Annotated in this window: 14 protein-coding genes and 1 tRNA gene; 8 read left to right on the top strand and 7 right to left on the bottom strand. The window is 69.5% G+C overall.

What is annotated here, in order from left to right:
- Positions 1-124 precede the first annotated feature (124 nt).
- From ACFW2Y_RS14080 to ACFW2Y_RS14060, 5 genes are all read left to right on the top strand, one after another.
- Complete coding sequence (locus tag ACFW2Y_RS14080) at positions 125-6064, top strand: RHS repeat domain-containing protein (RefSeq protein ID WP_384877640.1); 5940 nt, start codon at positions 125-127, stop codon at positions 6062-6064.
- Between the two features lie 87 nt (positions 6065-6151).
- A complete protein-coding gene (locus tag ACFW2Y_RS14075) occupies positions 6152-6709 on the top strand; it encodes a hypothetical protein (protein WP_384877637.1) in 558 nt (185 codons plus the stop codon).
- Positions 6710-7044: 335 nt separating this feature from the next.
- Entirely contained in the window at positions 7045-8208 is a 1164-nt protein-coding gene (locus ACFW2Y_RS14070) for an ISAs1 family transposase (protein ID WP_384877634.1), read from the top strand.
- A 218-nt stretch (positions 8209-8426) separates the two neighbouring features.
- Positions 8427-8502: transfer RNA gene (locus ACFW2Y_RS14065), tRNA-Arg, on the top strand.
- Between the two features lie 524 nt (positions 8503-9026).
- Entirely contained in the window at positions 9027-9473 is a 447-nt protein-coding gene (locus ACFW2Y_RS14060; RefSeq protein ID WP_384877630.1) for a hypothetical protein, read from the top strand.
- Positions 9474-9808: 335 nt separating this feature from the next.
- Here ACFW2Y_RS14060 and ACFW2Y_RS14055 read toward each other — a convergent pair whose 3' ends face one another.
- The 7 genes from ACFW2Y_RS14055 to ACFW2Y_RS14025 all read right to left on the bottom strand — a co-directional run bounded on the left by ACFW2Y_RS14055 (position 9809) and on the right by ACFW2Y_RS14025 (position 20627).
- The gene (locus tag ACFW2Y_RS14055) at positions 9809-10420 is read right to left on the bottom strand and encodes a hypothetical protein (protein WP_384877626.1); all 612 of its coding nucleotides are present in this window, start codon (positions 10418-10420) and stop codon (positions 9809-9811) included.
- Entirely contained in the window at positions 10417-11718 is a 1302-nt protein-coding gene (locus tag ACFW2Y_RS14050; RefSeq protein WP_384877623.1) for a hypothetical protein, read from the bottom strand. The genes ACFW2Y_RS14055 and ACFW2Y_RS14050 overlap by 4 nt, the downstream gene beginning before the upstream one ends.
- Positions 11715-12518 (bottom strand): ATP-binding cassette domain-containing protein, encoded by an 804-nt coding sequence (locus ACFW2Y_RS14045; protein WP_384877620.1) that lies wholly within the window; start codon positions 12516-12518, stop codon positions 11715-11717. Before ACFW2Y_RS14045 ends, ACFW2Y_RS14050 begins: the two co-directional genes overlap by 4 nt.
- 10 nt (positions 12519-12528) lie before the next feature.
- The gene (locus ACFW2Y_RS14040) at positions 12529-12936 is read right to left on the bottom strand and encodes a hypothetical protein (RefSeq protein ID WP_384877617.1); all 408 of its coding nucleotides are present in this window, start codon (positions 12934-12936) and stop codon (positions 12529-12531) included.
- 782 nt (positions 12937-13718) lie between these two features.
- Positions 13719-15890, bottom strand: coding sequence for a hypothetical protein (locus ACFW2Y_RS14035; protein WP_384877614.1), 2172 nt, complete (start codon positions 15888-15890; stop codon positions 13719-13721).
- 226 nt (positions 15891-16116) lie between these two features.
- On the bottom strand, positions 16117-17988 hold the full coding sequence (locus tag ACFW2Y_RS14030; protein ID WP_384877611.1) for an MFS transporter: 1872 nt from the start codon (positions 17986-17988) through the stop codon (positions 16117-16119).
- A gap of 137 nt (positions 17989-18125) precedes the next feature.
- On the bottom strand, positions 18126-20627 hold the full coding sequence (locus ACFW2Y_RS14025; RefSeq protein WP_384877608.1) for a serine hydrolase: 2502 nt from the start codon (positions 20625-20627) through the stop codon (positions 18126-18128).
- Between the two features lie 162 nt (positions 20628-20789).
- Here ACFW2Y_RS14025 and ACFW2Y_RS14020 point away from each other — a divergent pair, with 162 nt between their 5' ends.
- The 3 genes from ACFW2Y_RS14020 (at position 20790) to ACFW2Y_RS14010 (ending at position 22986) form a co-directional block, all read left to right on the top strand.
- Positions 20790-21485, top strand: a complete 696-nt coding sequence (locus ACFW2Y_RS14020) for a GPP34 family phosphoprotein (RefSeq protein WP_384877605.1) — start codon at positions 20790-20792, stop codon at positions 21483-21485.
- Between the two features lie 260 nt (positions 21486-21745).
- Positions 21746-22606 carry a helix-turn-helix domain-containing protein gene (locus ACFW2Y_RS14015; RefSeq protein WP_384877602.1) on the top strand — a complete coding sequence of 287 codons (861 nt, stop codon included), beginning with the start codon at positions 21746-21748 and terminating at the stop codon, positions 22604-22606.
- 179 nt (positions 22607-22785) lie between these two features.
- A complete protein-coding gene (locus tag ACFW2Y_RS14010; protein ID WP_384877599.1) occupies positions 22786-22986 on the top strand; it encodes a DUF397 domain-containing protein in 201 nt (66 codons plus the stop codon).
- Positions 22987-23198: the final 212 nt, after the last annotated feature.

Below are 23198 nucleotides of genomic sequence, written 5' to 3'. Positions count from 1 at the left end.
CGCGCCCGGCACAGCCGAAACGTTTCTTTCCAGCGACGGTCGAGCGGGCACCCTGCCCGTCTCAGTCACGGCGGCCCCAGCGGGCCCGCCGACCGCGAAGCTGGCTCCGTCCGCGCGTGGCGCGATGGCCGACAGCCCGATCCGGGACGCGGCTTCGGCCAAGGTGAAGATCACCATTGCCGCCCGGAACGCCGCTCGCGAGGCGGGCGTCGACGGCGTGCTGCTGTCCGTCGCCCGCGCCGATGCGGGCCGAACCGCGGTACCGGCCCGGGTCTCGGTCGACTACGGAGCATTCCGCGACGCCTACGGCGGCGACTGGTCCGCCCGGCTCCGCCTGGTCGAACTACCTGCGTGCGCACTGACCTCGCCCGAGCTCGCCAAGTGCCGAGTACAGAAGCCGCTCTTCACCGACAACAACACCCGCATGCGTAAGCTGTCCGCGACCAGCGCCATCCCGACGTCCGGTGCCCCCATGGTCATGGCCGTGACGGCGGGCGACGCGGGACCAACGGGCAACTACAAGGCGACGTCGCTGCAGGCCTCGGGTTCGTGGAGCACGGGCGGGTCGACGGGCTCCTTCACCTGGTCCCAGCCGATCGGCGTGCCGACCGTTCCCGGCGGCCTCGATCCCAAGATCTCCCTGAGCTACAACTCGCAGTCGGTGGACGGCCGTACGGCCGCGTCGAACAACCAGCCGTCCTGGATCGGTGACGGCTGGGACTGGGAGCCCGGCTTCATCGAGCGGCGATACAAGCCGTGCAACGATGACATGACCGGTGGTACCAACACGGCCAAGGTCGGTGACCTGTGCTGGTTCAACGACAATGTCACGCTGTCGCTCGGCGGCAAGAACACCGAGCTGGTCTACGAGGCCGGCAAGGGCTGGCACCCTGCCTCGGACTCTGGTGAGAAGGTCGAGAAGCTGACCGGCGCCACCAATGGTGACGGCGGTACGGACGCTGTTGATGGCAAGGGCGAGCACTGGAAGGTCACCACGACCGACGGCACCCAGTACTTCTTCGGTCTGAACCGGCTGCCCGGCTGGAGCGACCACGGCACGGCGGCCGACGATCCGGTCACCAACTCCACCTGGACGGTCCCGGTCTTCGGCAACCACACGGGTGAGCCCTGTTACAACGCGAGCTTCGCGAGCGGCTGGTGCCAGCAGGCCTGGCGCTGGCAGCTCGACTATGTGGTCGACCCGCACGGCAACGCCGCCGCGTACTACTGGAACACCGAGAAGAACAACTACGGCCGCAACGTCTCGACAACCACGGGTGACTCCACCGCGACTTCGTACGTCCGGGGTGGCTGGCTCGACCACATCGACTACGGACTGCGCTCCGACGCCGTGTACTCGGGCAAGGCCATGGGCCAGGTGACCTTCGGTGTCTCCGAGCGCTGCCTGACCGACTGCGGCACCTTCGACGATGCCCACGCCAAGAACTGGCCGGACGTCCCGTTCGATCGCTACTGCAAGGACGGTGCCAAGTGCAAGGAACAGGTCTCACCCACCTTCTGGTCGCGCAAGCGGCTCACGTCCATCACCACGAAGGTGCTGACCGGCGGTGTCTACAAGGACGTCGACACCTGGGCCCTCGACCAGGACTTCCCCGCCTCCGGTGACGGCATCTCCACCCCGATGTGGCTGAAGTCCATTCAACGCACCGGCAAGACCGGTGGCACGCTCACGCTGCCTCCCGTGACCTTCGCCGGTGAGCAGAGGCCCAACCGCGTCGACACGATCGGCGACGGGCTCGCCCCGTTCGTCCGGCTCCGGCTCTATCAGATCACCACCGAGACCGGCGGCACGATCGGCGTCACCTACTCCCAGCCGGACTGCACCACCACCACGCTCCCACCGGCCGACGGCACCAACACCACCCGGTGCTACCCAGTGAAATGGGCCTACGAGGGCGACACCGCCCAGCTCGACTGGTTCCATTCCTACGTCGTGAACCAGGTCGTGGAAGGTGACAATCTCGTCGAGTCGCCGGACAAGGTGACCTCGTACTCCTACCTCGGCGGCGCCGCCTGGGCGAAAAGCACCGACGAGTTCGCCAAGGCCGAGGACCGCACCTACTCCGTCGCCCGCGGATACGAGCGGGTCCAGACCCGTACCGGCGCCGCGTCCGACCCCAGGACCCTCACCGAGACTCGCTACTTCCGAGGCCGGGACGGCAAGGCCGTCGAGAACAGCGCGGGTGTCGCCGTTACCGACCGCAAGCAGTTCGCCGGCATGCCGCGTGAGACCGCGACCTACAACGGCGACGACACGAGCAAGCTCGTCTCCGCCACCTCCTACACGCCGTGGCGTTCGGCGCTTGTCGCGTCTCGGACACGCACAGGTCTGCCCGCGCTCGAGTCGTACCTCATGGGCACCGAGAAGGAGGAGACCCGCACCACTGTTTCCGGCGGCACCCGCACCACCGAGCTGACCCGCACGTTCGACTCCTACGGCATGGTCGCCACCGAGTCGTTCACCGGCGACACCGCCAAGCCCGGCGACGAGAAATGCGTCACCACCAGCTACGCCCGCAACACCACCACCCACATCCTCGACAAGGTCAGCCGCGTCGAAACCGTCGCCGTGCCCTGCGGCAGCACCGTCTCCCGGCCCACCGACGTCATCGACGACACCCGCACCTACTACGACGGCGGCAGCCTGGGCACCGTGCCCGGCCGCGGTCTGGTGACCAAGACCGACCGCATCAACGGCGCCGGCAACGGATACGACGCGGTTTCCAGCACCCCGTCCGTCTGCGGCACCGACGGTACCCAACTCTGCTACGACGCCTACGGCCGCACCCTGGCTGGTGCCGACGCCTACGGGAACGTCACCAAGACCTCCTACACCCCCGCCACGGGCGAGGCGCCGACCACCATGGTCGTCACCAACCCCAAGGGACACACGACGACCACTGTGACCGACCCGCTCCGCGCCGAAGCCACCCAGGTCACCGACCCGAACGGAAAGGTCACCACCACCTCCTACGACCCACTCGGCCGGGTCACCAAGGTCTGGCAGCCGAACCGCTCGGCCACCACCTATCCCGACTCCCCCAACTACCTGTTCGAGTACCTGATCCGGCGTGACGGTCCGATCGTCGTCACGACCAAGGCACTCACCCACGACAGCAAGTACGACGTCACCTACACCTTCCAGGACGGTCTGCTGCGCGAGCGGCAGACCCAAATGGAGTCGCCAGACCTCGCGGGACGCCTCGTCACCGAAGCGTTCTACGACACGCGCGGCCTGGTCTGGCGGAACTCCGGGACCTTCTTCGCCACCGGAGCGCCCGAGCCCGTCCTGGTCACCGGAAGAGAGCTGGAGTACCCGGCTTCCACCGACACCGAGTACGACGGCGCCGGCCGCGTCACGGCGGTGATCGCAAAAAAATTCGGTGACGAGACCAAGCGCACCACCGCTACGCACACTGGCGACACCACCACCGTGATCCCGCCGCAGGGAGGCACCGCGACCACCACGGTCAAGGACGCCCTAGGCCGGACGACGGAGGTCAAGGAGTACACCAACACCGCTCGCACCACCGAGCAGTCGACGACGTACCACCTCGACAAGCGGGGCCGCGTGGACCTCGTCACCGACCCGTCGGGAGCCTCGTGGAAGTACACCTATGACGTCCGCGGCCGACAGACCGAAGCTGTCGACCCTGACAAGGGCACAACCAAAACGACCTATGACAAGGGCGACCGCGCCACGGATGTCACCGACGCTCGACTGATCACCCTGCACACCGACTACGACGAGCTCGGCCGCAAGGTCTCCCTCAAGTCGGGCACGGCAACCCTCAGCACCTGGGAGTACGACACGGTCGCCAAGGGTCAGCTGTCCAAGTCCACGCGGTACGACGGCGCCAACGCCTACGAGACCTCCATCACGGCGTACAACAGCCTCTATCAGCCGGTCGTCACCCAGACCACGATCCCGGCCTCCGAGGGCGCCCTCGCGGGCACGTACAAGTGGACGACCTCCTACAACCTCAACACCGGCCAGGTGATGTGGACCCGGCACCCCGCCATGGGCGGGCTGCCGGCGGAGAAGGTCGCCAACACCTACACCCCGGCGCACGGTCTGCTCAACACTGTGGGCGCGGGTGCCGATCCGCTCGTGTCGGCGACCACGTACGACCACTACGGCCGTAACACCCGGCAAGAGCTCGGCGCGTTTGCCCAGCACGTTTGGGTCAGTAACGAGTACGACGAGCACACCGGTGCACCGCTGCGTCGCTACACCGACCGCGAGATCGCCCCGCAACGCATCGACGACACCAGGTTCGGCTACGATCCCGCGGGCAACATGACGTCGATCGCCACCGCGTTCGGCCAAGACGCGGGCCGGACCACCGACACCCAGTGCTTCGCGGTCGATGCCCTGCGCCGGATCACCGAGGCCTGGACCAACACCGGCGAGACCTGTGCCCCGGCGCCGTCGGACGCCGCAGTCGGCGGCCAGGACGCCTACTGGACGTCATACACCTACGACGCCGTCGGCAACCGCAAGACCGAGACGAAGCACAAGACCACCTTGGGCCCAGCCGCCGAAACCGTCCGCGCCTACGCCGCCCCGACCGCAGGCAAGCACGACCTGCCCAAGGTCACCCAGACCGGCGCCGAGGCCCGTGAGGAACTCTTCGGCTACGACGCGGCCGGCAACACCGAAACTCGCAAGATCGGTGACGCCGCCCAGCAGACGCTGGCCTGGGACGACGAGGGCCACCTCAAGTCCGTCACCCAGGGGACTAACGTCAGCTCGTACATCTACACCACCGAGGGGCAGCGCCTGGTCAAGAAGGACTCCACCGGCACGACGATCACCCTGCCCGCGGGCAACGAGCTGAAGCTCGACAAGTCCGGCGTAGTCACGGGTACCCGCTACTACGTGGCCGAGTCGAAGATCATCGCAATGCGCACCGGCGGCAAGCTGCTCTTCACCCTGTCCGACCATCACGGCACGGGCACGACGCAGATCACGGCGGACGCCGCCCAGGCTGTCACGCGCCGGAAGACCTCGCTCTTCGGCGAGGCCCGTGGCCCCCAGCCCACCGGTTGGGCTGGGGGCAAGGGCTTCATCGGCGGCACGAGGGACGCCGACTCGGGGCTTACCCATATTGGTGCCCGCGAGTACGACCCCACGATCGGCCGCTTCGTCTCGGTGGACCCGATCCTCGAGGCCGACAAGCCTCAGACGATGAACGGGTACGGCTACGCCGCCAACAATCCCATGACCTTCTCCGACCCGACGGGCGAGGCCCTGGAGGAGTGCGTGAACGGAATGTATCGCTGCAAGGGTGGTACGGAGGTTGTTAGCAAGGGCAGCCGCTACGACGAGATCGTGGCGCAGAACAAGGAGACGGAGCGCTACCAGCATCAGGCCGTTGCCGAGGAGCGTCGCCGGCAGGAGCTGGGCCGCCGTGCCAACGCTGCGTACCGGTCCGGCGGCAACTGGAACGGGGAAACCATCCTCAATCCGGACGCCCCGCAGATCGTTGCCATGTGGTTCGCTGGCATCACACCAAGTGCCTATCACTTCGACGAGCGGGACAAGTTCACCGCCGGCGTCCAGCAGCACCTCTGGATGGACGTGGTGCGCAGGTACCTGAGGATGCGCCAGGGCACCAAGGTCGGCGACACGATTACGGGTCTGGACTACAAGACCCAGTACGGCGCCAACATGAACGGCATACCGCTGAAGCTGCTGATGGCCGGCGAGCTCGCTGACTTCGCGACGTATCTCGGCGGGGACGAGAAGGCCCAGGAAGGCGCGACCCGCGCCATCCTCGGTTCCTTCAACCTCAAGGCGACTGTGAGCGAGTACCACAGCCTGAACAAGACCGCGAAGGTCGATTTCGAGCTCACACAGAAGATGACCGTCGAGTCGCTGACCCGCGGGGTGTCCGAGGAGGGTTACACGGAAGGCGCCAAGGAGGGCCCTGCCGTCATGCTCTCCGACGGGATGCGTTCTGTGTTCCCGGCTGGGCAACGCGAGCTCAGGTTCACCGTCACCTGGAGTGAGTCGATCAACATGCCGGTCGACCGGTAACGGCCAGTAGCACTGTGCTCGATGGCCGGGTGGGTAGGAGGATTGTCCTCCGGCTCACCCGGCCCCCATAGAAAGAGGTATCCGTCCATGTCCATCCGGATCCGGCGCGGACTCATGGCCGTGACAGCCGTCACGGGGCTCGTCCTTGGGACGTCCTCCTGCGTCGACAACAGGACCGCTCCGCCACCCCCGCCTGTCAAGGTGCGCCTCGCGGACCTTCAGGGCACCTGGAGTGGTTGGGAGGGCAGCACTTTGACCCTCGGCCCCAACGGGCAGGCGAAAGCGACCGACCTTGACGGCCAGGAATTCCGTTTCGATGACAACTGGCGCATGACCGGGCAAGGCACCTGGGAGCTCTACGAACCCGGTCGTTACAAGGGCGGCAACATGGTGGGCCGGGGCTATGTCGTCCACGTGACGGTGAAGTCGGCCGCGCGCGCGCCGTCGCCCTCCAGCTCCCCGGCGGACGCCTCTGGGCTCGGCCCTTCCGCCACACCATCTGACGCGTCCGCCCGTACGGCTCTGCCCCCAGCCGAAGCCACCTGGTACATGGGTGTCACGAAGGGCAAATCCGGTCGACCGGCCCTGTTCTTCCTCACCTCGGACCCCGATGCCAGGGACACCTACACGCTGTCCAAGGGGTGACCGCGTCACGAGAATCACCCACTCAACCTGACAAACAAGGATTCCCTATGTCCCCTTTTTCGTTGGAATTCTAAAGACTGCGGAGAGGGAAACCGCCAGCCTGCCCCGGCATTATTCAAATGCCATTGAGGGGGGTAGAAGTCAGGGTCTTTGAGAAGTGATCTTGTGTCCGGGTCTGTCCAGGGCTCGTGCGTTCTCGGGCGGCGAGACGTCCTGAACTGCCGGGGTGAGAGCGGGTTGTCGGGGTTCGGGTAGGTGATCAACTGAAGGAGGCGGTTCGTGATGATGGAGGTGTCTGACGCTTCATCACAACAAACCGCTTCCGGATGCCATCCTTGCTGATTACCGCTGTGTCCCGCCACCTCGACCACGATGCGGGCTCCGTCTCCGACGATCTCGACCGCCTGCTGGACCTTGCCGACGTCCTCGACGTGCTGCCTGATCCGCGCCGTCGGCAGGGCCGCCGTTACCGGCTCGGCCCGATCCTCGCGCTGTGCACGATCGCCGTGCTCGCCGGCGCCACCACCCTCGCCGCCGTCGCGCGGCATGCCGCCTACCTGCCCGACGAGGTCCGTCACCGTCTGGGACTGCGGGCCGCACCACGAGCGACCACGCTCGGCCGTCTCCTGGCACGTCTGGACGGCGACGCGGTGGACGCGGCGGTGGGAGCATGGCTCGCGGCACACTGCAGCCGCCCCGACCAGGACGAAGGACTGTGCGCGGTCGCCGTCGACGGCAAGAGCCTGCGCGGCTCGCGCACCGCGGCGACCAGGGCGGTGCACCTGCTGTCGGCCGTCACCCACGGCGAACGCGCGACGCTGAACCAGCGGCAGGTCGCCGGGAAGAAGGGCGAGATCAGCGAGTTCAAACCGCTTCTCGCACCGCTCGACCTTGCCGGCCGCACCGTCACGTTCGACGCCCTGCACACCCAGCACGCGCACGCGCAGTTCCTCATCGAGGAGAAGAAGGCCAACTACATCGCGATCGTGAAGGACAACCATCCCAAGCTGCACCACTTCCTCAAGTCGCTGCCCTGGAACCAGATCCCCCTCGGCCACGCCACCCGGGAGAAGGGACACGGCCGTGACGAGATCCGCCGCCTCAAAGCCGTCCAGGTCCCGCGCCGGCTGCGACTCCCGCACGCCGCCCAGGCGATCAAGGTCACCCGCCGCCGACGCGACCTGAACAGCGGGAAGATCCAGATCGAGCATATCTACGCCGTGACCAGCCACAACGCGTTCTCCGCGACCGACGCCCAGCTCGCCCGGGCGGTGCGCGAGCACTGGCACGTCGAAGCCCACCACCACGTCCGGGACACCACTCTCGCCGAGGACGCCTCCAAAATCCGCACCGGGAACACACCCCGCGCGATGGCCACCTTCCGCAACCTCGCGATCGCCCTGGCCCGCATCACCGGCTGGACCAACACCGCCCACGCCACCGACTACTACAAGTCACACCTCGGCCACGCGATCGACCTCATCCAACCCGGCAGGTGAGAACGCAGGCACCTTGGGTCCCAGCCCGCCGCCACCTGCCCCCGATGCCAGCTCACGCCGGCCCTGCCAAGGTGTGCCGCCCTCAGAACCGCTACCCGCTACACTGTCTGCGGTGACGCAGACCTTTGCGCCTGCCCACCATGGAGCTGCCGGGGAGCCGACATCCTGGATCCGCCCACTTGAGGGAGGGTTTCAGACACGTTTTCCGACAGATCCCCGCCTTCGTAGCTCAGGGGATAGAGCACCGCTCTCCTAAAGCGGGTGTCGCAGGTTCGAATCCTGCCGGGGGCACCAGCCAAAAGGCCTCGGACCGATCATGGTCCGGGGCCTTTGACATCTACTTCTGACCTCAGCGCGGTCGGTCCGGTTCAGAACGGTTCGGACCGGACCAGACCGGGGCGGGGCGGGGCGGGGCGGGGCGCCTCTTCCTGAGCAGCCGGTCCGATTGCTTGGCGGTTGCCGCTGGTCGTCGCCTTTCCGGTCGGACGAGGAAGCGGCGCACGTCAGCGACGCCGGGGGGCAAAGCACCCGGCTGCGCTCGGCGCTGCCGCCGCCGACGCGCGCCCGCAGTGGAGAGGCCCGAAGGGCATGAGGCGAGGACCAGGCCCGCGGCTACGAGACGTGCCTCCGTCGGGGGCGCTCAGACTCCGGGAGGGAAGGGGCGCCGTTCGCGAATGCCGGCCGGATCGTGGTGAGCGTCGTGGAACTCCCCTCCCCGGCCGCCTTCGCCCCAGGCAGAGCCGAACACCCGCGATGCACGGGTGGGTAGCGTCTGGGCTCAGCTTGGCCCTCCGCTGGAGGGGCGAAGGGCAGGGGCTATGCGGGTTGAGGGGCGGGACCGGTCGGTCGCGGAGTCGAAGAGAGAACCGGGTTCGCTGCTGGTGTTGGGGGTGTTCGTCGTGCTGGTCGCAGTACTGGAACGCTGCCTGTCGCTGCTCGACGGACCGAGGACGTACGTACTCTGCGTTGACCTCGTCGAGTCGTCCGAAGAACTCGACCGAGAAGCAAGTGTGAACCAGTGGCTCCTACTGGTTGGGCTGGTGCTGTCCGCGGCAGCACTGGTCGTCTCACGTGTGCGTCGCTGGCGGGTGCTCGCCGCGCTGACGCTGCCTGTGGTTCTGATCTTGGTGGTTCTGGCGGACGGCCATGCGGCGCGTGCGGATGCCGTCGCCTCGGAGATCTGGACGTCCCAGACCTGCGACGAACCCACGTACCCGTACGACACCTCCCGGGGCTGGTTCGACTGGAGTCCGCTCGGCCAGTGATCTGCCAGGCAACAGCGGGTGCCGAGAAGGGCCGCCCAGCTCGACTCGGCGCTCGTGTCCACAGGTCACAGCGCCTATCGGTCGCCGGAGAACGGTGATTCCCAAGCTCAGTGCTTCGGCCACCGGACATGCGGTGGTCACCTGGCACATCGTTCTGCACCTTGCCGCCATGGCCGGCATCCGAAGGGGTCACTCCACTCGTCGCCCGGCTCGGTCGCAACTCACCGATGACGTCCTCGGCGGCCCCGTGGCAGAGGTCCGACGTCTGACCCAGTGCGTGATCACCCAGGGGTGGGCCTCGCGCGTGTTCGGGGCCGGTGCGCCGTCGTCGGCCGTCAAACCTCCGCCCTGTCCTCCGGCCTGGGGGGCGGAGCGGGCAGCAGGAGGGCAACCAGCCACAGGACGGTGGCGATGACCAGGGCCGTCCCGTCGGAAGGGTGCTGGATGGACCAGGCCCACCATTCCGGGGTGTTGTCCTCTCCCACGCCGAGCAGGAGGGTCGGACCGAAGGTGCCGAGGGGCAGCAACCAGGCCAGGCCACTACCGAAGAGGCGGGCGCTGACGGCCGCGAGGCCCAGGTACCCGGCGGTGTTGCGGGCCGAGGCCGCGAAGACCTCCAGGGGGAGGCCGGTCAACATCGGCAGTGCCGCCAGCAGGACCGCCAGCGCCGTGAGGGCGACCAGCTGGAGGCGGCGGAGGGCGTGCACGGGCTGGGCCGAGGTGTGCTCCAGGTCCGCCATGGGCGAGTGCAGCGTGGTGCCCAGGACGACCGCGTACGCCACGGGGGCGACCGCCGCGACCGGAATGCTGAAGTCGACCAGGTGGCGGAAGTCCGGGAACTCCAGGCGCGTCCCGGTGAACGCCGTGGTGGCCAGGGCCACGACCAGCGATCCGGCTGCCGCGCGGGGCATGTCGCGGCTGCGGGCGAAGGCGAGGACGGGGTTCATCGAGGCAGCGGGGGTACGGGGCGACAGGCGCCGACTTCCCGCGCGGCGGCGGTGAGCCACTGGTCCTGGGCGGCGACGGGCGCCTTCAGGACGCGTTCCAGGGCGGTCCCGAACTCGTCCCCGTAATAGGGGACGGGGAGCTTGGCGCGCGCGTGGACCACGGCCTGGAAGAGGAAGGTGTCCGGGAGCCCGCCGGTCTCCTCGGGGGTGTGCGGCTCGCAGCCGCTGGGGGGTTGCGGGAGCGCGGCGTCGAGCATGGCCTCGGTCAGCGTGCGGGTGTCCACGACCGGCTGGTAGACCGGCAGTTCAGCGTTGTACGGGCCGCTGGGCAGCCGCAGCCCGGTCTGGTGGAAACTGCGGTTGAATCCGGAGAGGGAGCCCAGGGTCCGGTCCACTGCCAGGGCGGCGGCGCCGACCTGGGGCAGCAGGTGCCGGTCGTCCGGCCACAGGCACGCCTTCGTACGGCCCTGCGTGACGCAGACGGGCTCGGCGGGTTGCTCCGCCCGCACCGCCCAGAACGGGTCGGGTGCCGGGGCGCGGAACGTGAGCAGCGAGCCTCCCGCAACCACCGCGGCCACGGCGGGAACCACCACGAGCGGGCCGGGCGGGAGCGCGGTGCGACGCAGCAGGGCGGGCAGGGCGAGCAGCACGAGTGCCGCGGCGGCGCACCAGGCGGTTGCGATCAGCAGCCGGGTGGTGTGCGGCCGGAAGGTGGCGTCCCAGTGTTCGTCGATGGCCGGGAAGAGGTTGGCCAGCGGGAGGTCGGGCACGAACGCGAAGACGACGAAGACCACGTACCAGAGCACGCCCATGGCGGGTGCGGTGATGCGGGAGGGCAGCAGGGTTCCGGCGGCGACGCCCGCGGCTGTCTGCAGCGCGGTCATCGCGAGGGCCAGTAGGAGCGGCGTCCACACGGGTTTCGTGACATCGCTGATCCCGGCTGTGCGGTAGAAGGCGACGGCCGTCATCAGGGCGTAGGCGACGAACGACCACAGCCAGGCCGCGCCCCACAGCAGCAGCGCCTGCGGCCAGCCGCCCCGGGGCGTCGTGTCCGCCCAGGCATCGGCACGGGTGCGCCGGGCACGGCCCGCGGTCCAGGCGGCGGCGGCGCTCATCAGGGAGCCCATGACGATCACGCCGAAGACCTGGACCTTGATGCTGGCCTGGTTCCACCAGCCGATCCAGTCACTGGTCGAGGGGTCCGCGGAGGCCAGGTACCAGACGCCGGCCACGGCCGACAGCACGGCGACCTTGCCGGCCTCGCCGCGCCGCATCTCGTGGAGCAGCACGCGCATCACGACCGGTCGCCTCCGTTCCGCTCCACGACGGCCAGGTAGCCCGCCTCCACGGCGGAGCCGTCGAGGGTCGTGCCGTCGTGGCCGGATGCGCGGGCGCACAGCTCGGCGGCGGTGCCGGAGAAGCGCATGCGTCCCTCCAGGAGGACGTGGACACGGTCGCAGACGTGGGCGACGTCCTCGGCGAGGTGGGTGCTCATCACGACGGCGGAGCGTTCGCCGAGGTCGCGGATGAGGGTGCGGAAGCCGACCCGCTGTGCGGGGTCGAGACCGACCGTCGGCTCGTCCAGCAGGACGAGCGCCGGCCGGTTGACCACGGCCTGCGCGATGCCCGCCCTGCGCAGCATGCCTCCGGACAGGGCTCCCATGCGCCGGTCCGCGTACTTCTCCAGTTCCACCAGCCTCAGGGCCTCGCGCACGCGGTCGCGCCGCTCGCTGCCCGGTACCTTGCGCAGCCAGGCCGCGTACTCGACGAACTCCTCGACGGTGAAGCGCGGGTAGTAGCCGAAGGACTGCGGCAGTACGCCGATGCGTTCCCGCACCCGGCGCGTGCCCGCGCGACCGCGGACCGGGTCACCGAGCAGGGACACCGCCCCCTCTTGGGGACGCCGGGCGGTGCTCAGCAGGGAGAGCAGGGTGGTCTTGCCCGCGCCGTTCGGTCCGAGCAGGGCGGTGGTGCCGGAGTGGAACTCCGCGCGCACGCCGTCGAGGGCGACCACGGCCTTGTAGCGGACCGTGGCGCCCTCGACGGCCGCGACCGGCGTGCTGTCGCCGGCCGCGGTGGTGTCGTTGTCTACGGACACGGTTTCCTGATCAGTTCTGGGCGGCCACGAAGCCGTAGGCGCGGCTGCCGGAGACTCCGGCCCAGGTGGCCTTGGTGTAGTACTTACCACCCGTGGTGGTGCCCTTGTAGGAACCGCAGCCGTAGGCCTGCGAGTAGCCGCGGGACACCGAGGCGATCTGGGGGTCGGGCATGAACGACTTGTCCTGGTACACGTAGCCGCTGAACGTCTTCAGGTTGGACGTCGGGACGTCGCCGCATGCCTTGACGTGGCCGGAGCCGGGGCCGTTCCAGCGGTCGCCGTCCTCCTTGGATCCGGAGGTCGCGATCGAGAACGTGAGGCGGCTGTTGGTGATCTCACCGGCGGCGGCGACCCCGACCGGAAGGGCGAGCGCGGCGACGAGGCCGACCGCCGCTATGCGCTTTCGCGTGCGTGTCATGTTGTTCCCCGTTTTTCTGTGTGGGCTGTGTGGTGCCGACGTGGTGACCGTAGAACACGAATGATCACGACCGGCATGACGGAATTCACATGTGGGCTTTTATGGCTGGAAAGCAATGAGGAGGGCGCTTTCACGACAAGGTGTACGCCTGTTCACGTGGTTCGAGTGGCGCGAAATCAGCCCGGGCGGGTCACCGTGGCGCAGCGGTCCCGGCAAGGACACGCGGTGAGGGGTGAGCGGTGCGGCCATTGGCCCCTGCCGGGAGTACGGCCTGCGGGGCCCGGCGTCCGCTCGTCTCGAACAGCGGCGTCCCGTCCGGAGCCGTGGGGAGCGGCGCAGCTCTCCCACGTCCGGGGCGGGGGCCAACGGCGGTGCAGGAGCCGGCCTCGGCCACGGTGTTCGCCCGTTCGCCGCGGGGTGGGTGGTTCGGCGGTCGAGGGCTCGTCCTGCGGTGGGGTGTCGACCGCCGCATCACGGAAGTCCTGGGGCCGATCGGCGTCGAGGGCGAGGGAGAGGAGGGGGCCCTCGCATGCGAGCCGCTTTCGCGGCGGAGGAGGAAGTCCCTCCGTGGTCTCGCCGTGGGAGTGCCACCCGTCGCGAACGAAGCGGATCCGTGTGGGTTTTCCGCGACGTTGATCCGTCGCCACACACGAAAACTGAGGGGCGCCGCACGGACGCCCCTCAGTCGAATTCAAGGGCGAGGAAAGCGAAGGAACTTGATTTCATTGGAAGTGAATGAGAAGGAAGCCCCTTCATGGCCTCGCCGAAGGTGACACTAGCATTCAGCCGGGGATCACGTCGCGCAGGTTTTCGAGGGTGATGACCCGGGAGTCCGGGTGCAGTCCCTCCGGACGTTCGAGACCGATGTACGTCACGGGCCCGTCCGGGACCGGGCCGCCGTCCCACAGCTCCGTGACCGTGGTGCCGCGGGACATCAGGTCGATCAGGTAACCGACCGTCAGCTGCTCGCGCTCCACGAGGGCACGCACCGCCTTGGACACCGACACCTGGTTCTCCTCGACCCGGTTCGCCGCCGAGATGCCCTTCAGGTAGAGGTGCAGCCACTTCGCGCGCCACCCGCCGTCGTCCCCGCGCCGGAAGACCAGGGGCAGGGCCACACGACCCGTCCCGCGCAGATCCGACTTCATGCGCACCGTGCGGGGCTCGAACGGACGGCCCTTCTGCTCCCCTCCGCGCAGCATGAACCCGAAGAACGACTCCTCGACCTCCTCGAAGCCCTCCCCCGCGTAGATGTTGACCTGAGGAACGATGAACGTGCTGCGCACGCGGTCCAGGGACAGGTCGATGAACTCCGAGGCCCCGTCGGGTGCTTCGGTGACATCGCCCGAGTGCACGCCCCCGACGGCGGTGAGGGCCGTGTAGGAGAGCCAGGAGTCGGTGGTGTAGTCGTCGTGCAGGAGCAGGGCCGACAGGTCGTAGTCGGTCCGCTCCTCGCTCTGCTTCCAGTACACGAAGAAGCGCAGCAACTCGCCGTCGACCTCGGAGACGGACCCCCGCGGCAGTACGCCGAGCCCGGCCGCGGTCGCCCTGCCGCTGAGCGGGAGCGCCACGTCCAGGACGTCGGGGTCGAGCAACAGCCGGTCCGGCACCTGGAGTCGGCGGCGGACCTCGGCGTCGAGGGCGGCGATCAGGCGGTCGCGGTCGGCGGCCGGTATCGGAGGGCGGTGGTCGCGGGCCACCCAGGCGCGGCCCCGGCGGTTGACGAAGATGCGGGGTGCGTCGGTCTCCTCCTCCCGGTTGTGGAAGTGCTCACGGACCGAGAGGACGACCCGGCCGGAGACCCCGGGGGCGACCTCCGCCGCGGCGGCCACCACCGCGTCCCGCTCCTCCTGGTCGGCGGCGATGCGCATCAGGAGGTCCAGGGCGCGGAACAGTCTGCCGGGAGCGGACTTCAGCAGCTTCAGCGCACCGGTGACGTCGTACGCGTCGAGCAGCTCCTCGACGCGGCTGTCGAAGGACCGCGCCGTCTTCTCCCCCCGCGCGACGGCGAACACGTCGGCGGCGTGCGGCCAGCGCGGGTACTCGTGTGGATGGAGGCGCTCACCGAGCCTCTTGAAGGGCTCCCGGTGCGCGTGCACGTCGGCGAGCTTCGCCGGGTTCGCCGCGACCACCGCGTCGAGGCCCGCGAGCAGTCCCCGGCGCACCGGCCGCGACAGCGCCCGGAACCGGGTCGGCTCGTGGAGCGTCACGTCGCCGCCCGACAGTGCGCAGGCCAGGCGCAGCACGTCGGTGACGGTGTCCAGGAGGAGGTCGGCGCCGACGGCGAGGCGGGCCTCGTTGACGAGCGCCCGGTTCTCCCGGACGGGGATCGACTCCGGCTGCGGGCCGAGCGCGCACCGCTCGGCGAGGGTCTTGAGGTCGTGTCGGTGGTCCTCGCCCAGGGGGGTCCTGCTGCCGGCCAAGGACAGGTACAGGTCGGTGAGTTCTTCTTCCGGGTCCCGTCCGAGGTGCAGGACGGTCACCCGGTCGCCCGCCGAGGCGATCAGCTCGTCCTGAGCCGCGAGCATCTCCTCGTAGGTGTGCTGGTAGCGGCCGTACGAGGGGAGGCTGAGCAGGTCCAGCGTCCCGTGCTTCAGCCGCGTCAGCACGCTCTCGCGCGACGCGTCGTCACCGAGCGCCTTCGTCACGCACCGCATCCAGAACTCTTCGGTGTCCGGCACGTTCGCCGGGAAGTCGATGAAGTACGCGTTGTGCCGGACGTGGTCGCCCACCATCTCGCTCACGGTGCGCAGCGTTCGCCGGGCGGTGTGCACGACCGCGGCCTCGGACAGCCCGGACAGCCGCTCCAGCAGTTCGGCCGAGAGCTTGAAGCCCACGGTCGTCAGCGCCGCGTCGAATTGCCTTGTGGCGGTGGCGCCTTCCCCGGCAGACCCCTGGGGAGAGGGAATGCGGTGGGTGTGCCGGATGACCAGCGATTCGAGATTCTGCGCCATGGGCGAATGGTCGCAGAGGGGCGCGAGCCGACGCACGGGAGTTTTTGCGCGCGCTCCGACGCCGTGATCGACGGCGACGGCGACGGCGTGAACCGGCTTCTCGCGGGGCGCTCCGCCGGTCACTGGATGGGGAGGTGTTCGGGGGATGACCGGACGTTGCGGAGGGGCGCGGGGTTCCGATAGGGCCGGGGAGGCGGGGCTCCGGCGGTGGGGGCGGCCCGGGGCCTCAGCGGAGCTCTTCCGGGCAGGGCGTGCCCCGGGAGAACTCGTAGGGGGCGGCCAGCCGGTAGACGCCGGCGCGGGGGGCGACCAGTTCGGTCCACTCGTCGCCCTCGGCGTCGGCTTCCGCGCTGAAGAGGCAGCCCTCCTCGTTGGCGAAGACCTTGGGGAGCTCGGTCTCCGACTCCTCGCGGGCCAGTCGGGAGGCCTCGGTCTCCTGGGGCGGGGCGATCTTGCCGCCGTTCTCGTCGACGAGGGCGAGCCAGGGCGAGTACGGGACCCGGATCAGGACCCGGCCGGGGCTGTCGACGCGGATGACGACCTCGTTCTCCTCGGCGCTCTGCACCTGGGCGGGCGGGGCGGCCAGCGGGGTCGGGTCCTCGACCTCGTACAGCCGCCAGTTCGCGTCCGACCAGACCTGCTTCAGGTAGGGCAGGCCCTCGTCGACCAGTTCCGCCTCCAGTTCGGCGCCGGAGTCGGGGGTGCCGGTGGGCAGGACGACGTAGTGCACGGCCCAGCGGTGGAGCCATTCCTCGTAGTTCCGCGCGTTCAGGGTGTCGTCGTAGAAGAGCGGGTTGCGTTCCATGTCGGCCTGGCGGTTCCAGCCGCGCGCCAGGTTGATGTACGGGCTGAGCGCGGAGGACTCGCGGTGGCTGGAGGCCGGCACGACCTCGACCCTCGCCTTGCCCGCGCCCCGCACCTGGAGCTGGTTGACGAGCGGTGCCAGTTCGCGGGCCCAGGAGGCGTCCGGGGCGGTGCGGATGACGTCGTCGACGCCCTTGAAGCCGATCCAGAAGTTGAGCCCGACGAAGGCGAGCAGCAGCGCGTACCAGCGGCGCGAGCGCGGCACCGTGTACGGCAGGGCCGCGAGCAGCACGACGCCCGCGAAGAGCATCGGCAGCCGGGAGATGTTCGAGCCGATCTGGGAGTCGATCAGCCAGGTCAGGAAGGTGCCCACCGTGTAGACCACGGCGGCGGTCCGGACCGTTCGCCAGTCCCTGGGGACGAGGCAGAAGACGAGCACCCCGAAGGTCAGGGGCAGCGCGGTCGAGCCGAACGCCATCGGCTGGGTGCCGGAGAACGGGAAGAGCCAGGCCGAGAGCCCGACCACGGCCACCGGAGCGAGCCCGAGGGCGTACGCGCCGGGGCGCCGTTTGTTGAGGAAGAGCGCCCCCGCCATGATGCCGAGGAACAGTCCCGCGACCGGGCTGCACGCCGTCGCCAGGCCGGCCAGCGGGGCGGCGACGGCCGCCTTGGCCCAGCGCCGACGACGGGCGCAGCGACAGTCGGTCCGGTCGAGCCAGTGTTCGCACCGGAGGTGCGGCCAGCAGAAGACGGCGGCGACCGCCCCCAGCGCGAACGTCATGCCGAGGCCGAAGGTCACCCGCCCCGAGAGCGCGTTGCAGAGGAAAGCGAACACGGCGGCGATCGAGCAGAGCAGCGGATTGCGCACCGCCCGCACCCGGACCAGGATCAACGCGGTCAGCGCCGCCGACAGCGTCCCCGCGAGCATCATCGTCTTGCGGACGCCGAGCACCGACATCAGGTACGGCGAGACCACGCTGTACGAGATCGGGTGCATCCCGCCGTACCAGGCCAGGTTGTACGCGGAGTCCGGGTGCCGTCCGACGAACTCGGCCCAGGCGTCCTGCGCGGCCAGGTCCCCGCCGCTGTTCGCGAACAGGAAGTACCACAGGAGGTGGGCGACCGCGGCCAGCCCGGTGGCGGCCAACACGGTGTAACGGCGCTTCCGCCGCGGTGCGGGGCCGGGAGGAACCGGGGCCCGGGGCGGTGCGGGACGCTGCGCCGGAAGAACTATTCGCAAAGGGGAAGAACGCTTCGACCCGTGGTCGGCGCGTGTCGGCTCGGCGGTGGTCACTGCGGCCCTTTCCTGTGCTGCCCGTTCTCCCGTGCTCGTGCGGCCCGTGTGGCTCCGGCGCCGCCCGTCTCGTCCCCCCGAAACGCTAACAGTCGGGCACCCGGTGACCCCGGGTGCCCGACCGCGCGCGTGGCCGCTCAGCCCAGGCGGGTCAGCTTCTTGTCGAAGCCCGGCTCCGCCAGGTCCGACTGGAGCGCGACCGGAGCACTGACCTTGCCCGCGCCCGTGCCGATCGACACCTGGCCGACCACGTCACCCGCCTTGCCGGTGTGCGGGACGGCCTTGCCGCCGTCGCTGAGGTCCAGCTGGACCAGGAGGCCGGGCCAGCCGACCGCCCTGAGCTCCTTGGTGGCCACGACGGGGGTCCGGCCGCCGAGGCCGTCGTCGACGTAGCCGAGGACCTGGCCCTTCTCGACCACGGCCGCCGAGGTGACGTCCTGCTGTGCCTTCTGGATCAGCTTGAGGCTGTTGTCGATGGCGAGCTGGAGCTTCTGGCCGAGGTACTTGGCGTCCTGCGCGCCCATGACGATGCCGAGGATGCGGCGGTTCTGGCCGTCGATGATCGTGTTGGCCGCCCAGAGCAGGTTGCCGCCGGCCGGGGTGGAGGAGCCGGTCTTGATGCCGCTCACACCCGGTTCGAGCAGGATGTTGTTGTTGTTCTCGATCCGGCCCGGGATGCCGTCGACCGTCACGTTCGGCATGTTCACGATCTCGCGGAAGACGTCGAACCGCATGACCGCCTCCGCCAGCTTCAGCTGGTCCTGCGGCGTCGACATGGTGGTGTCGAGCAGGCCGGACGGGTCCGTGTAGGTGGACTGGGTCATGCCCAGCTCCTGGGCGGCGGCGTTCATCTTCTCGATGAAGGCGGCCTCCGAGCCGGCGTCCCAGCGGGCGAGCAGCCGGGCCACGTTGTTCGCGGAGGGGATCATCAGGAGCTGCAGGAGCTCCTTCTGCGAGTACGTCTGCCCCTTCTTGACCGGGGCCGTCGACTCGTGCTCCGCCCTGCCCTGGTCCTCCGCCTTCTGGTCGATCTCGATCTCCGGACCCGTCTCGTTCCCCTTGAGCGGGTGGTCGCGGAGGATCACGTACGCCGTCATCGTCTTCGTGACGGAGGCGATCGGGGCCGGCTTCTGCGGTCCGTACGTCCCGATGGAGCCGACGCCCTCGACCTCGACGGCCCCCTGGCCCTCGGTGGGCCACGGCATGTCCAGCTTTCCGCCTTCGAACGCGAACGTCGGCTCGGCCGACATCGTCAGGGCGGGCGCCGGAAGCGGGCGGACCATCTGCACGATCGCAAAGACGATCAGCAGGAGCAGCACCAGCGGGGTCCAGATCCGCAGCCGGCGCGCGGTCGTCCGCAGCGCGTTCGGCGGCGGGGGCGGGGTGTTCGTCAGTTCCGCGAGCAGGTCGAGCGGGGGCAGCGGCGGCAGCGGCTGCTGCCGGGTCCGCTCCGGCTCCACGGACGCGGCGGCGGCAGCGGACGGCGCGGGGGCGGGCGCGGGCACGGCCGCGGACGGCTTGGCGGCCTCCGTGGCGGGCTTCGCCTTCCCGGCCTCCTCGGCCGTCTTCCCGGCCGCCTTCTCGGTCTCCCGTGCCGCCTGTGCGGCCTTCTCCGCCTTCTGCTCGGCCGGGATGTCGGCGCGCAGCGGCCGGAAGACGCTGGTGCGCTCGCTGTCGGAGTCGCCCTTGGCGCCGGAGCCCGGCTTCCCGGCGGAGCCACCCTCGGCGTCGGAGCCGGGCTTCGCGGCGGAGCCGGCGGTGAGGTCGGCCGGGAGCCTCAGGGCGGTCGTCGGCTGGTCCACGACCGGCGGACGGACCGCCTTGAACATGGTCGTCGGCTGGTCGACCGGGGCCTCGTCGTCCGCGGCGGCCGGAGCCCCCTGGGACTTCGCGGCAGCGGCACCGCCGTCGTCCGGGCGTGCTCCTGCGCCGGCGGGGGCATCGGTGGCGGGGGCGGACGGCTTGACCGGCGCGGACGGCGCCTCGGACTTCGCCGTCACGGGTCGCTTCCGTGCGGCGAACCAGGAATCGACCGGCGCACTGTCCTTGACGGGCTCCTTGACGGGCTCCTTGCCGGGCTCCTTGCCGGTGGCGTCGTCCGCATCCGCGACCGCGTCGCTGCGAGGTGCCCCGTCCGTCGCGTCGTCGGACCCGTCGCGGTCCCCGTCGGCCGGGGCGCGCTCGGAGTCGTCGGCCTCGGGGCCGTCCGCCGCGCCGTCGGACCTCGGCTCCGAGGCGCCCTCCGACTCGTCCGCCGTCTCCTCGGCCTTCGACGCTCCGGTCTCCGGCTCCTCGGCCTTCGGCTTCCCCGTCGATGCGACCCATGCCGCCACGGCCGTCTTCAGGCGCTCGCCCTCCGGCTCGGCCCCGGACTCCGGCTCGGCCCCGGACTCCGGCGCAGACGGTTCCGCCGGCTTGGACGGTTCCTTCTGCACGTCGTCCTCGGGCGTACGCGGAGCCAGGTTCTTGAACACGGCCGTCGGCTGGTCGACCCGAACCGACGGGGACTCTGACCCTTGGAGCACGGAGAGCCGGGGATCACGGTCCCCGCCGCCCGGGGCCGCCGTCTCCTGAGACGACCCCTGCTGCTCCGCCTTGTCGGGGGACTCGCCCGCCACCGTGCCTCCTCCATGCGTCATGCGTACGTCCGAACCGTCTACCAGTGTCCTGTGTGAACCCCTTGGCCCCCGTGCTAGACGAGAACGACATACCTACTGGTTCCCGGATGAACCACCCGGGCACTCTCGACAGATGAATGTGAGAGGGGTCACCCTGTCATTCATCCACGCGGGGAGGCATGGATGGGCAGGAGCCGCAGAACTATTCCGGAAGAGCTTCTACTGCTCGCTCTGGACCCGACCACGGGTACCACAGCGCAGCCGCAGTCGCTCGACCTCGGTCTGGCCGGAGCGCAGCTAGTGGAGCTGGCTCTGGCAGGCCGGATAGCCCCTGACGGGGATCGTATCGCCGTGGTGATGCCACGGCCGACTGGAGATCCGACTTTGGACTCCGCGTTGGAACTGCTGCGCAGGCGCGGCAGCCCGGTGCGGGCCGTCCACTGGATCGGCGGACCCCGACTGGGGCTCCGTCAGACGTATCTCTCGCATCTGGAGCGATGCGGCATGGTGCATGCCGTGGAGAGCCAGATGTGCGGGGTGTTGCCGACGACTCGCTACCAGGCGACGGACACGGCGATCAGTCGGGAGATCCGTGCCCGACTGGACAGTGCGATCCGCACCGGCGTACCGCCGGACCCGCGGACCGCGGCGCTTGCCGCGCTGGCCCATGCGGTCGGTCTCGGGAAGCACCTCTACCCCGGCAACGAAGGACGGTCGTCGCGGTCCCGGCTGCGCGACCTGATCCGGCACGACCCCATGGGCGGACTCGTGGCGCACGCCGTGATGGACGTCCAGAACGGTGCGGCGCAGCCGCGCCGGAGCACCGCGGGCGTCCCGGCGCAGCCCCGCGGCGGCATGGCCCGCGCGGCCGTGCACTGATCGACCGGTCGAGCGCGCGACCAGGCGCGGCCGGCGCCGAGAACCACCCTGCACCAGAGGAACCACCCCGAAAGCCGCACGGTCGTGGGGGGGGGGCGCGGGGGGGCCCCCCCCCCACCACCCACTCCGCCAGGTGATGGACGGCCGCCCCGCACACGTGCGTTGTCCTGTTTTCCCAGCGCACACCCGGCCTTTGGTGGCAGTCTGCCAAGCAGTAGGTACGCACAGCTACGCAGCAGACAGCCGGAGGTGCAGTTTCCGTGGCGTCCAACGTCAATCCCACCGTCAGGCGACGCCGATTGGGCCAGGAGCTGCGCAAGCTCCGCGAGGCGAAGAACATGACGGCCGAGCAGGTCGCCGAGCGCCTCCTCGTCTCCCAGTCCAAGATCAGTCGGCTGGAGAACGGTCGGCGCTCCATCAGCCAGCGTGACGTCCGCGACCTGTGCGGGGTGTACGAGGTCGAGGACGAGCGCATGGTCGACTCCCTCATGCAGATGGCCAAGGACTCCCGCCAGCAGGGCTGGTGGCACGCCTTCGGCGACATCCCGTACAGCGTCTACATCGGTCTGGAGACGGATGCGGAGAGCCTGCGGATGTACGAACCGCAGATCATCCCCGGGCTGCTCCAGACGCACCGGTACGCGGAGGCCGTGATCGCGGGCGCGCTGCCGGAGTCGACGCCGGCGGAGATCGAGAAGCGGGTCACGGTCCGCACCCGGCGCCAGGAGCGGATCCGGGACGAGGAGCGTCCGCTACGGCTGTGGGCGGTCATCGACGAGGGTGCGCTGCACCGGATCGTCGGCAGCAGGCAGCTGATGGTGGAGCAGTTGGAGCACCTGATCGAGCAGTCACAGCTGCCGCACGTGACCGTGCAGGTGCTGCCTTTCGAGATGGGCGCGCACCCGGGGATCAGCGGGCAGTACTCGATCCTGGAGTTCCCGGACACCTCGGACTCCAGCGTCGTCTACATCGAGGGCGTGACGAGCGACCTGTACCTGGAAAAGACCCCGGACGTCAGCAAGTACTCCGTCATGTACGAGCACTTGAGGGCCCAGGCGCTGAACGTCGAGCAGACGCGCGAGTTCATTGCGAAGATGGCCAAGAAGCACGCCCAGGGATGACCCGGGGAGGCTGGGGCAGGCACCCTACAGCCCGTGATCGCTCCCACGGAAGCACGGTTGGTATATGCCACTCGGTCGTGTGAACGCCGGCCCCGCCAGACGGGGCCGGCGAGTAGCGTCGATCACGCCATCAAGAACGTTGGCGAGAAACGCTACTTGGTAGAACCGGAGTGAGCAGCATGGCAATCATTCAGGGCGGTACGGACACCTGGACGAAGTCCTCGTACTCGGGCGGGAACGGAGCCTGCGTCGAAGTGAAGTCCCCCGTGATGGCCGCGATCGCGGTGCGGGACTCCAAGGCCCCCGAGGGCCCGTCCCTCTCCTTCGGTCCCGGCTCGTGGAACGCCTTCGTCGGCCAGGTGAGCAACGGGTCCCTCTGACCCCGATGCACAGACACAGCCACCCGCAGCACGTATGAGCCCTCTCGACCGGTCCGCCGTCCTGGCCGAGGGGGCTCGGCCCTTTCCGTGCAGAAGGGGTCACCCTCATGCCGCCCCGACGCACCAGAACTGCGACGTCCGCGCACCTGCGCACGCCCTGAAGCCCTGAAGCACAGAGCGGAAGCCCCGTCCGGCCCTGACCGGACGGGGCT

The sequence above is a fragment of the Streptomyces sp. NPDC058877 genome, assembly GCF_042742855.1.
Lineage (GTDB): Bacteria > Actinomycetota > Actinomycetes > Streptomycetales > Streptomycetaceae > Streptomyces.
This window is presented reverse-complemented; position numbering and strand designations above follow the sequence as displayed.